The sequence below is a fragment of the Hafnia sp. genome (genome assembly GCF_036648275.1).
Taxonomy (GTDB): domain Bacteria; phylum Pseudomonadota; class Gammaproteobacteria; order Enterobacterales; family Enterobacteriaceae; genus Hafnia; species Hafnia alvei.
This window is the reverse complement of the sequence record NZ_JAVXIQ010000003.1, coordinates 246,606-257,728: the sequence shown is the minus strand read 5'-3', so window position 1 is coordinate 257,728 and position 11,123 is coordinate 246,606. Positions and strand designations below refer to the sequence as shown.

10 protein-coding genes and 1 tRNA gene are annotated in these 11,123 nt (G+C 49.6%); 8 read left to right on the top strand and 3 right to left on the bottom strand.

Annotation, left to right across the window (positions count from 1 at the left end):
- The first annotated feature begins 272 nt into the window (after nt 1-272).
- Both RSC70_RS05255 and RSC70_RS05250 read left to right on the top strand, forming a co-directional pair.
- Nucleotides 273-731 (top strand): nucleoside deaminase, encoded by a 459-nt coding sequence (locus tag RSC70_RS05255; protein WP_046360014.1) that lies wholly within the window; start codon nt 273-275, stop codon nt 729-731.
- A 23-nt stretch (nt 732-754) separates the two neighbouring features.
- Complete coding sequence (locus RSC70_RS05250; protein WP_234619265.1) at nt 755-1,924, top strand: cyanate transporter; 1,170 nt, start codon at nt 755-757, stop codon at nt 1,922-1,924.
- Nucleotides 1,925-1,979: 55 nt separating this feature from the next.
- Here RSC70_RS05250 and yicI read toward each other — a convergent pair whose 3' ends face one another.
- The 3 genes from yicI to RSC70_RS05235 form a co-directional block, all read right to left on the bottom strand.
- Nucleotides 1,980-4,304: an alpha-xylosidase gene (gene yicI, locus RSC70_RS05245; RefSeq protein ID WP_332541903.1), complete on the bottom strand. Its 2,325-nt coding sequence runs from the start codon at nt 4,302-4,304 to the stop codon at nt 1,980-1,982.
- A complete protein-coding gene (locus tag RSC70_RS05240; RefSeq protein ID WP_234619257.1) occupies nt 4,291-5,700 on the bottom strand; it encodes a glycoside-pentoside-hexuronide family transporter in 1,410 nt (469 codons plus the stop codon). The genes yicI and RSC70_RS05240 overlap by 14 nt, the downstream gene beginning before the upstream one ends.
- 191 nt (nt 5,701-5,891) lie before the next feature.
- The gene (locus tag RSC70_RS05235) at nt 5,892-6,467 is read right to left on the bottom strand and encodes a DJ-1/PfpI family protein (RefSeq protein WP_061553234.1); all 576 of its coding nucleotides are present in this window, start codon (nt 6,465-6,467) and stop codon (nt 5,892-5,894) included.
- A gap of 173 nt (nt 6,468-6,640) precedes the next feature.
- Here RSC70_RS05235 and RSC70_RS05230 point away from each other — a divergent pair.
- From RSC70_RS05230 to chbR, 6 genes are all read left to right on the top strand, one after another.
- Nucleotides 6,641-6,735: transfer RNA gene (locus tag RSC70_RS05230), tRNA-Sec, on the top strand.
- Between the two features lie 127 nt (nt 6,736-6,862).
- Nucleotides 6,863-7,750, top strand: a complete 888-nt coding sequence (locus RSC70_RS05225) for an SMP-30/gluconolactonase/LRE family protein (RefSeq protein ID WP_332541915.1) — start codon at nt 6,863-6,865, stop codon at nt 7,748-7,750.
- 293 nt (nt 7,751-8,043) lie between these two features.
- A complete protein-coding gene (locus tag RSC70_RS05220) occupies nt 8,044-8,367 on the top strand; it encodes a PTS sugar transporter subunit IIB (RefSeq protein WP_025799598.1) in 324 nt (107 codons plus the stop codon).
- Nucleotides 8,368-8,490: 123 nt separating this feature from the next.
- Nucleotides 8,491-9,849 (top strand): PTS N,N'-diacetylchitobiose transporter subunit IIC, encoded by a 1,359-nt coding sequence (chbC, locus tag RSC70_RS05215; RefSeq protein WP_282807557.1) that lies wholly within the window; start codon nt 8,491-8,493, stop codon nt 9,847-9,849.
- A 62-nt stretch (nt 9,850-9,911) separates the two neighbouring features.
- The gene (chbA, locus tag RSC70_RS05210; RefSeq protein WP_040044408.1) at nt 9,912-10,259 is read left to right on the top strand and encodes a PTS N,N'-diacetylchitobiose transporter subunit IIA; all 348 of its coding nucleotides are present in this window, start codon (nt 9,912-9,914) and stop codon (nt 10,257-10,259) included.
- Nucleotides 10,260-10,273: 14 nt separating this feature from the next.
- On the top strand, nt 10,274-11,110 hold the full coding sequence (chbR, locus tag RSC70_RS05205; protein WP_025799591.1) for a transcriptional regulator ChbR: 837 nt from the start codon (nt 10,274-10,276) through the stop codon (nt 11,108-11,110).
- The last annotated feature ends 13 nt before the right edge of the window (nt 11,111-11,123 follow it).

Here is an 11,123-nt window from a genome sequence, read left to right as displayed (position 1 = left end):
GCGCGCGCTGGCGCACCCGACTCGGACGCCTTCGACGGAATCTATATGTAAATGCTGCAACGGATAGGCGGTCGAAACCTTACACCCATTTAGCCATAAATCTGGCGGTCGAAACCTTACACCCATTCAGCCATAAATTTGGCGAACGAAACCTTACCCCCATTTACCCATAAATCTAGCGAACTCCCCCTAAATCACCATCTAGGCACTATTCCTCCCCCCCAATTCAAGATAACCTTACCCTGCTAACTTTTTATTAACAGGAGTCACACATGTCTTCTCATGATGAGTATCTACAGCGTGCGTTAGCGCTGGCGGCGGATAGCGTTGAGCAGGGCGGGCGTCCATTTGGTGCGGTGATTGTGCGTAACGGTGAGATTGTTGCCGAGGCCGTAAATACCATTCATCTCAATGGCGATCCAACGGCGCATGCCGAACTAAACGGTATCCGTGAGGTTTCTGCTCATCTGGGGAGCGCCGCGCTGCGTGACTGTACGGTGTATGCGAGCGGTCAGCCTTGTCCGATGTGCCTCAGCGCCATGTATCTGACCGGCGTAAAGGCGGTGTATTTCGCCAACGGTAATCAGGATGGGGAAGAATATAAATTATCGACTGCGGCTATTTATCAGCAACTACAGCTGCCGTTAGAACAACAATCTTTACCGATTCACCATTTGCCACAGCTAAATGGTCGCAAGCTGTATGAACGTTGGGCGCAAAAGCAGTCATGAGCCAAACACAGAAACAAGGTTTGATGCTGTTAGTTTTGGTGCTAATCGGTCTAAATATGCGGCCGCTTCTTACCTCTATCGGGCCATTATTGCCGCAGCTGCGTGAAGCCAGCGGCATGAGTTTTACCGCCGTTTCATTGTTAACCGCCTTGCCGGTGGTGGCGATGGGGGTATTAGCGCTGGCGGGAGGCTGGGTCGATCGCCATATCAGTGAACGTAATAGCGTGGCGCTGAGTTTGCTGGCTATTGCCGTCGGTGCGCTGCTACGTGAGCTTGCTCCACAAAGCCTCGTGTTGCTAAGCAGCGCACTGCTGGGCGGGATTGGTATCGGGATTATTCAGGCTGTTATGCCTGCGGTGATTAAACGCTCATTTCAGCGGCGTATGCCGTTGGTGATGGGGTTGTGGTCGGCGGCGCTGATGGGCGGCGGCGGTTTAGGTGCCGCGCTAACGCCGTGGCTTGCGCAGCACAGCGATGTTTGGCACCGCTCTTTGGCGTGGTGGGCATTACCTGCTGTAATTGCGTTGATCGGCTGGTGGCCGCAGAGCAAAACGCTGGCGCAGCCAATAAAGCACGCGGTGTCAGCACAGCCGCTGCGCTTACATATCAGCCCGCGCGCATGGACGCTGGGTCTCTATTTTGGGCTGATTAATGGTGGGTACACCAGCCTGATCGCATGGCTGCCGCCCTACTACATGCAGCTGGGTTCCAGCGCGCAGTTTAGCGGGAGTTTGCTGGCGTTGATGACGGTTGGGCAGGCGGCGGGGGCATTAATGCTGCCAATGTTTGCGCGCCGTCAGGATCGACGAATGCTGCTGCTGGTGGCGTTAATGCTCCAACTGATTGGGTTCTGTGGTTTTATCTGGATGCCTTTGCAGATGTCTGTGCTATGGGCGATGGTATGCGGATTTGGACTCGGCGGCGCATTTCCTTTGTGCTTGGTGTTGGCGCTCGATCACTCGCCTCAGCCCGCGATTGCTGGCCGTTTGGTGGCCTTCATGCAGGGGATCGGTTTTATCGTGGCTGGCCTATCGCCCTACCTTTCTGGATTGTTGCGTAGCCTCAGCGGTAACTTCCTGATGGATTGGGTATTCCACGCGTTATTGGTCGTTGGTTTAATGCTGCTGACGCTGCGCTTTGTTCCATCGCGCTATCCGCAAGAATGGGCTGTGCCCGCCGCCGAACACCGTTAAAAAAACCGCCAGCGTTTAAGGCGCTGGCGGCAGTCTGTTTTATAGCAAAGTAATGTTATTTGAGCGTGATGGTTAGGCTATTAACCCCATCTGTTGGCGTGATGATGACGCCCATTTCCCCCGTATGCACCGCGCTGCTTTCCTGTGCTATCGCATGATGAATATTGCGTAAGCATAGGCTCCAGCGTTGGGCGTTTCCGGTGCTCGAAACAAGCAACCGATCGCCTTTACGCTGCACGCAAAGCGTAAATTGAGTTTCACCATCGGCGGCCGGAATGACGGCCTTCGCTTGGGTATTTTCCTCTAAAGCAAACAAATGGAAGCAGGTACCGTCGGCGTAGTCATAATCAGGTTTTTGGCTATTATTACCGATAGCGATCAGGCTGTTAGGGCGCACGTACAGCGGCAAACTGTTGAACCCGTGTCGTTCTCGGTGCCAGCCACCGGTGGCTTCTTGGTTGGTATAGAGATGTGTCCAGCGGCCCGATGGCAAATAGACGCTGACGTCACCGTTTTCGCTAAATACCGGCGCGACCAGCAGCGAATCTCCCAACATGTATTGGCGATCCAGATAATCGCAGCCCGGATCTTCTGGGAATTCCAGCATCATCGCGCGCATCACTGGCGTACCTGTTTTGGCGGCCTGAGCAGAGGTTGCGTAGAGGTACGGCATCAGGCGGCATTTCCACTCGGTGAAGAAACGTACCACGTCGCAGGCTTCATCGTCATACGCCCACGGTACGCGGTAGGATTTACTGCCGTGTAGGCGGCTATGGCTGGAGAGTAGGCCAAAGGCGCACCAACGTTTATAGACGTGTGCCGGTGCCGTATTTTCAAATCCACCGATGTCGTGACTCCAGAAACCAAAACCAGACAATCCAAGAGAAAGTCCGCCGCGTAGGCTTTCCGCCATAGATTCATAGGTGGCGTAGCAGTCGCCGCCCCAGTGAACCGGAAACTGCTGCGCGCCGACCGACGCCGAGCGGGCAAACAGCACTGCTTCGTCTTTACCTGACTCTTGTTGTAAAACTTCATACACCAACTTGTTGTAAATAAAGGCGTAATGGTTATGCATTTTTTGTGGGCAGGAGCCGTCGTGCCATACCACGTCGGTTGGAATTCGCTCACCAAAATCGGTTTTAAAGCAGTCAACGCCCATGTGAATTAAGCGTTTGAGGTGCCCTGCATACCAGTCGCAGGCTTCAGGATTGGTGAAATCAACGATGCCCTGTCCCGGTTGCCATTTATCCCATTGCCATACGTCGCCGGTTGGGCGTTTGAGCAGATATCCCTTCTCCATTCCCTGTTTAAACAGCGGTGATTTTTGCCCGATGTAAGGGTTAATCCACACGCATATTTTTAGCCCGCGCGCTTTCAAGCGTTTGAGCATGCCTTCCGGATCGGGGAAGGTTTCAGGGTCCCATTCGAAATCGCACCACTGAAATGCCTTCATCCAGAAGCAGTCAAAATGGAATACGTGCAGCGGCAGATTGCGTTCGGTCATGCCGTCGATAAAGCTGTTAACGGTTTTTTCGTCGTAGTTGGTGGTAAATGAGGTGGTAAGCCAAAGGCCAAATGACCACGCTGGCGGTAGCGCTGGGCGGCCAGTGAGGCGAGTATAGCGGTCTAGAACCTGTTTGGGCGTTGGGCCGTCAAAGACCAAATATTCCAGATATTCGCCCTCAACGCTGAATTGCACCTTGGAGACTTTTTCCGAACCCACTTCAAACGAGACACATTCGGGGTGATTTACTAACACGCCATAGCCGCGATTGGTCAGGTAGAACGGAATATTTTTATAGGCCTGTTCGGTGCTGGTGCCGCCGTCGCGGTTCCACGTTTCTACGTTTTGCCCATTTTTGACGAAAGCAGTAAAGCGTTCGCCGAGGCCATATACGGTTTCTCCCACGCCGAGATCGAGACGTTCATAGAGATACGTTTTGCCATCTTTGGCATTTTGAATGTAGCCGTTGGATTTAGCCACGCTGCCGGTGATGCGTTCGCTGTGACGCAGGAAATCCAGTGCCCAGTTTTCCCCTTTGGTTACCCGAACGCTTAAATCGCCACTGTGCAGGGCGGCGTAATCATCGGTATTTTCCATCCGCAGGGGGTGTTCAGTAGCATGATGTAAAGGATAGTGCGGCCCACGCTCTATTCGTCCGGTAAAGTGCGCAATGTGTACACCAATGATGCCCTCCTGCGGAGAGAAAAAACGTAGCGTAAACAGCGGGGTATCCAGCTGCGCTGAGCGAGCGCTGGCTTCACGCGGCGCGGCGTAAATGACCATTTCACGGGCGTGCTGCTCGACTTCAAACACATATAACGGGTGGATGAGGTTGAGTCCTTCATGGATGAGCCAATTGCCGTCACTGATTTTCATGACTTAAATCCTCTGCTGTCTTCATATCTTGATTGAATGCGTGTTCGTTACGGCGCACGCCATCGGCCAGCTCTTTTAAAATGCGGTTGATGAACGGCGTACGCAGGGTATATAGGCGAGCGGCGATAAGCGCGCTCAGGAAATAGCAAGCGGCGGGAACCAGCGTGAACAGGGCGATAATGCTCATTATTGTGGCGCTGTTTTGCGTGGCGGCACCCGATTGATATCCCGCTCCCGCCAGCATCCAGCCAATTAGCGCGCCGCCGAGGGCGAGCCCGAGTTTTAAGACGAACAGCGTGCCCGCAAAGCTAATCCCCGTGAGGCGTTTGCCGCCTTTCCATTCGCCGTAATCAACGGTGTCGGACATCATCACCCACTGGATTGGGGTGACGAGCTGATGTAAAACGCCGATGATAAAGATGAAGATAAACATAGTGATATTGGCGCCAATGGGCACAAAGAACATCGCTATGCTGAGCACGGCAAGAAGGGCGTTGGTCCACCAGAATACGCTGACTTTGCATTTCCAGTCGGTTAGCGGTTTGGCTGCTGCGCTGCCTAACAAATTGCCTACGCAATAGGTGGTGAGGAACCAGGTAAACACCAGTGGGTTGCCGAGAATATAGGTGACGTAGTACATCATGGCGCCGCCGCGGACCGAGACGGCCAAGATATTCAAAATGGTGAGCAGGCCAACGATGCGCCATTGGTCGTTGCGAATGATATCGCGTAGATCCTCACGCATGCTGCCCTGCGTTGTGCCTTCATCGCTGATGCGTTCTTTGGTGGTGGCGAAGCAGATCGCCAGCATGATAACGGCCACTAAGGCGAGTACCGCAATGCCGCCTTTAAAGCCGAAGGCCTGATCTCCTTTACCAATAAAATTGACCAGCGGCATCATGAGCACGGTGCTTAACATACCGCCCGCGGTAGCCAATACGAAACGATAGGATTGTAGAGAAATTCGTTGAGTCGGATCGGCGGTAATCACGCCGCCCAGCGCGCAGTACGGAATGTTGACGACGGTATACATCAGCGTCAGCAGGGTGTAAGTGATGGCCGCATAAATCATTTTGCCGGTTAGGCTGAGCTCCGGCGTGCTATAGGCAAATATGCAGACGATGCCGAATGGAATAGCGGCAAACAGTACATAAGGCCGAAATTTACCCCAGCGTGTGCGGGTACGGTCAGCGACTAAACCCATAATAGGGTCGGAAATCGCATCGAGCGCACGGGCTAGCAGGAACATGGTGCCGACGAAGCCAGCGGGAATGCCAAAAATATCCGTATAAAAAAACATCATGTAGAACATGACGTTGTCAAAAATAATATGGCTTGCGGCATCGCCGAGGCCATAGCCGATTTTTTCTCGCTTTGACAGAATGTGGCTGCTCATATATCCCTCTGAAGGCGTTCGCATCGTAGATTCGATACACCATTCTTAGGGCAAGGATAAGCCGCTAACCATTGTGTTTTTTCATTCTGAAATTATGTTTTGTGTTTTATGTGATCGAGATAACCCGTTTTGAAATTAAAGAATCAGATGTGGGAATGCGATGCAGTAAATATATTTACTGCATCTATTCATTAGGCGTTTGTACGCCAGTAGTCGTAATAGATATGGTCTACCTGAAAATCAACATTGCTTGCGTCACCGGTGAGTTTCCAGCCGAGGTGGAAAGCAAAATCGAAAGCAACGCCAAGGCCTTTCCCACTGAGCAAATTGCCATCTTCGACGATCTTTTCGTCCACGTAGATGCCGTCTTTAACATCCTGATGCAGATCGCCTGAGCAAGTATAGCGGCGGCCATTGAGAAGATTATTCCCGCCCAAAACGCGTGCGGCAGCAGAGCAGATAGGGCAAATCCATTTTCCTGCGGCGTCGTGGCGGCGGATGAATTCAACAACCAGTGGATTGGCGGCTAGATTGACGGTTCCTTCTGGCCCACCAGGAATAACGACGGCATCAAAGGTTTCATCCATGCTGCGTTCGAGAAGCACATCGGCAAACATGCGAATGTTGTGATAGCTGGTGAGCTCCAACATATCCTGACAGGCCAAAGTGGTGACGTGGATGTCCAGACGACGCAGAACGTCGATGGTCATGATCGCTTCCGCTTCTTCAAACCCTTTCGCCAGTAGCACAGCGACTTTCTTAGACATGGTATCTCCTGCAAATAAGGTGACGGCTATTTATGCAGCAAAGGGTACCAAACTTGTGTTTATTAAAATAAAACGTTGTTTTATTTATGAAGAACGCATCGCGAAACTGGGATTTTCCACTTAGCACGTGAGGTTTTTCAGGGTATAATCGCCGACTCTTCAGATCTCCCAATGGAAGATCATCGTCCCCGGTGGGGCGGCTGGACTTCAAATCCAGTTGGGGCCGCCAGCGGTCCCGGGCAGGTTCGACTCCTGTGATCTTCCGCCAATTAGCCTCTTCTGAGCTCCATCCACGTCAAAAATAGCATCAATAATCCCTCAGCATATAACGGCAATTTGTACTGCTATGCGGCATACTCTCAGCGTTGATAATCCCCCAATAAGGATCGCTGATGATGCACAAGCTGGAACCGTTATTTGATTATCAGGGTGTTTTACCCGAATGCCCGACGTGGGATGCACAAACCCAAACGCTTTATTGGACTGATATTCTGCAGAAAGAGATCCATAGCTATCAGCCAACAACAGGTCAGCATCAGAAACTTAATTTTCCTGAGGAAATAGGCTGTTTTGCGCTGCGTGAGCAAGGCGGGTTTATTGTTGCGATGCGTACGGGAATTTACCTTACCGATAGCCACGGCTCAGTGACACACAAAGTATGTGATAACCCGAATAATCCAGTATTGGCGCGGTTTAACGACGGCGGTACTGATCAGCAAGGTCGTTTTTACGCCGGTACCTATTGGGCGCCGCGTGATTACAACGGCGCTTTGCTTTGTCGTGTCGATGCCGATCTGAAAGCAACGGTTCTGCAATGTGACATTCTCGGCGCCAACGGCTTGGCGTTTTCTGCTGATAACCGTTGGATGTATACCAGCGACACGCCTAACCACGTGATTTACCGTACTCCATTGGATGAGCAGGGAAATCCGGGGCTGCGTGAAGTGTGGAAAACTTTTCCTCGCGGCAATGGGCGACCAGACGGAGCGGCCATGGATAGCGAGGGTTGTTACTGGAGTGCGCTGTTTGATGGCTATCGTATCGCCCGTTTTTCACCTAACGGTGAGTTGCTTGAAGAGCATAAGTTACCGGTTCGCTGTCCGACAATGGTCTGCTTCGGTGGCGCTGACATGAAAACGCTGTTTGTGACCACAACGCGTGAAAACATGACTAAAGAAGAGATCGGTGAGCGTCCTCTTTCCGGTGCGCTTTTCACCATAAAGACTGAAGTCGCAGGCCTAAGCAAACCTAGATTTAAAGAGAACACCGCCTCTGAGCTTTGAGCCTAAACAGGCTCCGAGCGCTTTCTTTCGTAGGGTTATGCTTACAGCGCATAACTCTAATCTTATTTATTTCCGCGAATTATTTACCCAGAATGTGAAAAGGGTCATAGGAAGTAGTCAAGGAGAGACGATTTTTGTTAGTTCTGAATTACCCCACTCTAAAGTGATGTCGTATACTCGATTCAAACAGGGACAACTCGTCATTTTTGGTGATTGGCAGTAGATGAGTTCTCACCGGTTAGAACGCAGGTGTTGTCAGGTCTGCAATCTATAGAGGATATGAGGGTTTCATAATGGAAAAGAAAGTCATCTATTTATTTTGTTCCGCCGGAATGTCCACCTCTCTGCTGGTTTCTAAAATGAAGGTACAAGCAGAGAAATATGAAGTACCGGTCATTATCGAAGCATTCCCTGAAACACTGGCTGGCGAGAAGGGCGGCGTGGCGGATCTGGTTCTGCTTGGTCCACAAATTGCGTACATGCAGCCAGAGATCCAAAAGTTATTACCGGGCAAACCCGTTGAAGTGATTGATTCTGTCATGTACGGCAAAATTGATGGGTTAGGTGTTTTGAAAGCTGCGGTTGCAGCGATCAAGAAAGCAGCAGCAAGTCAGTAATTTTTATTTTAGTCATTTTTTATTTTAATTCTTATTAAGAATTTTTTAAGTCAAAGAGAAATCCAGTCAAAGAGCGAATTTCATATTCTGGCCGCCGAATGGCGGCATTAAAGGAAAATACCAATGAGTAAAACCATTGATTCACTTGAAAAGATACTTCTTCCTTTTGCCGTCAAAATAGGTAAACAACCCCACATTAACGCCATTAAAAATGGCTTTATTAAGTTAATGCCGCTGACCCTAGCGGGAGCGATGTTTGTTTTAATCAATAACGTATTTTTAAGCTTTGGCGACGGTTCATTCTTTTATTCCCTCGGCATTCGTTTAGATGCTTCAACCATTGAAACACTCAACGGATTAAAAGTTATTGGCGGCAACGTTTATAACGGTACGCTGGGGATAATGTCTCTGATGGCGCCCTTCTTTATTGGGATGGCATTAGCCGAAGAGCGTAAAGTCGACTCGCTTTCAGCCGGTTTATTATCCGTTGCGGCGTTTATGACCGTAACCCCTTACAGCGTTGGTGAAGCCTATGCGGTAGGCGCAAACTGGTTGGGTGGCTCGAATATTATTTCCGGTATGATTATCGGGTTGGTGGTTGCCGAAATGTTTGCGTTTATTATTCGCAGAAATTGGGTTATTACCTTGCCAGATAGCGTGCCTTCTTCTGTTTCTCGCTCATTCTCCGCATTAATTCCGGGCTTTATTATCCTGTCTATCTTCGGGGTTATTTCTTGGCTGCTGGGATTATATGGCAACAACTTCCACCAAATTATTATGGATTCCATCTCCAAGCCTCTGGCGTCGATGGGCAGCGTGGTAGGTTGGGCTTACGTTATTTTCAACTCCCTGTTGTGGTTCTTTGGTGTACACGGTTCTTTAGCTCTGACTGCGTTAGACAACGGCATCATGACGCCTTGGGCACTGGAAAACATCGACCTGTACAAACAATACGGTTCTGTCGAAGCGGCGATTGCAGCGGGCAAAACTTTCCACTTCTGGGCTAAACCAATGCTCGACTCCTACATTCTGTTAGGGGGTTCTGGGGCCACGTTGGGTCTGATTATCGCTATCTTCATCGGCTCACGCCGTGCAGATCACCGCCAAGTGGCTAAGCTGGCGCTGCCGTCAGGCATCTTCCAGATTAACGAACCGATCTTGTTTGGTTTGCCAATTATCATGAACCCAGTGATGTTTATTCCGTTCGTGCTGATTCAGCCGATTCTGGCAGCAATCACGCTGGCGGCATACAGCATGGGTATTATTCCTCCGGTGACTAACCTTGCACCGTGGACCATGCCTACCGGATTGGGCGCATTCTTTAACAGTAACGGCAGCATCGCTGCGCTGTTAGTCGCATTGTTCAACTTGGGTGTCTCAACGCTGGTCTATATGCCTTTCGTTATCCTATCTAACAAGGCTCAGGCGATAATTGAAGAAGAAGAAAGCGAAGAAGATATTGCGAACGCATTGAAATTCTAATCTTACCGTTGGCGGGGAGAACGTCCTCCCCGCAGCTAACGGCCCCGTTATGGAGAGTTAAAATGTTTGATTTAGAAAACATTGTTGATACCGAAGAGGAATTGCAGGATCTGGAAGAAGTGGTGATGGGGCTCATTATCAATTCTGGACAGGCTCGCAGCTTGGCCTATGGCGCACTGAAAAAGGCCAAAGAAGGTGACTTCGAACAGGCCAAAGAGTTGATGAATCAGTCTCGCTTATCGCTGAATGAAGCGCATTTGGTGCAAACCAAGCTGATTGAAGGCGATCAGGGCGAAGGGAAAACCAAAGTCAGCCTGATTTTAGTTCATGCGCAAGATCACCTGATGACATCGATGCTGGCTCGTGAACTGATTGCAGAACTGATTGAGGTTCATGAGAAAATAAAATAACGTAGAGAATTATTATGCAGCCATCGGTACTGAGCATGGAAATTAAGACTGCACGTGAAAATCAGCTCTTCGACGGTCAGAATTTTCACATGTTTATCTACAACAAAGTAGAAAGCATTTCAGGGCTGCATGAGCACGATTACTACGAGTTTACGGTGGTGCTGACCGGACGATATTACCAAAATATCAATGGGAAAAAGGTGTTGTTAGAACGTGGTGACTTTGTCTTTATCCCATTAGGGTCGAACCACCAAAGTTTTTATGAGTTCGGTGCGACGAGAATATTAAACGTCGGAATTAGCAAAGCGTTTTTCGAGCAGCATTATTTATTTTTGTTGCCTAATCGATTTGTGGCATCACAGGTTTATCAGATAAAAACTGAGTTCCTAACGTATATAGAGTCCGTTATTTCTTCTCTTAATTTTAGGAACGGCGAATTTAATGAGTTTCTTGAAGTGGTTACGTTCTATATCGTAAACCGTTTACGTCATCATAGAGAAACCGAAGTTATCGCCGACGTGCCAGATTGGCTTAAGAACGCGGTAGAAAAAATGCATGACAAGGTGATGTTTGGTGACAAGGCCTTAGCCAATATGGTGGAGCTATCCGGAAAGTCGCAGGAGTATCTGACTCGAGCCACTCAGCGCCACTATGGAAAAACGCCAATGCAGATCATTAATGAGATACGCATTGATTTTGCTAAGAAACAGCTGGAAATAACCAATTACTCGGTTGCGGATATTGCATTTGATTCCGGCTATAGCAGCCCGAGCATGTTTATTAAAAACTTTAAAAAGCTGACATCGTTTACGCCGAAGAACTATAGAAAGAAATTATGCAGTATTAACTAAACTATGTGTGAAT

Bases quoted from the DNA above. Each gene is read 5' to 3' on its own strand.
- yicI (WP_332541903.1), bottom strand. From the start codon at position 4,304: ATGAAAATCAGTGACGGCAATTGGCTCATCCATGAAGGACTCAACCTC.
- RSC70_RS05225 (WP_332541915.1), top strand. From the start codon at position 6,863: ATGCACAAGCTGGAACCGTTATTTGATTATCAGGGTGTTTTACCCGAA.
- RSC70_RS05250 (WP_234619265.1), top strand. From the start codon at position 755: ATGCTGTTAGTTTTGGTGCTAATCGGTCTAAATATGCGGCCGCTTCTT.
- RSC70_RS05255 (WP_046360014.1), top strand. From the start codon at position 273: ATGTCTTCTCATGATGAGTATCTACAGCGTGCGTTAGCGCTGGCGGCG.
- chbC (WP_282807557.1), top strand. From the start codon at position 8,491: ATGAGTAAAACCATTGATTCACTTGAAAAGATACTTCTTCCTTTTGCC.
- RSC70_RS05220 (WP_025799598.1), top strand. From the start codon at position 8,044: ATGGAAAAGAAAGTCATCTATTTATTTTGTTCCGCCGGAATGTCCACC.
- RSC70_RS05240 (WP_234619257.1), bottom strand. From the start codon at position 5,700: ATGAGCAGCCACATTCTGTCAAAGCGAGAAAAAATCGGCTATGGCCTC.
- chbA (WP_040044408.1), top strand. From the start codon at position 9,912: ATGTTTGATTTAGAAAACATTGTTGATACCGAAGAGGAATTGCAGGAT.
- chbR (WP_025799591.1), top strand. From the start codon at position 10,274: ATGCAGCCATCGGTACTGAGCATGGAAATTAAGACTGCACGTGAAAAT.
- RSC70_RS05235 (WP_061553234.1), bottom strand. From the start codon at position 6,467: ATGTCTAAGAAAGTCGCTGTGCTACTGGCGAAAGGGTTTGAAGAAGCG.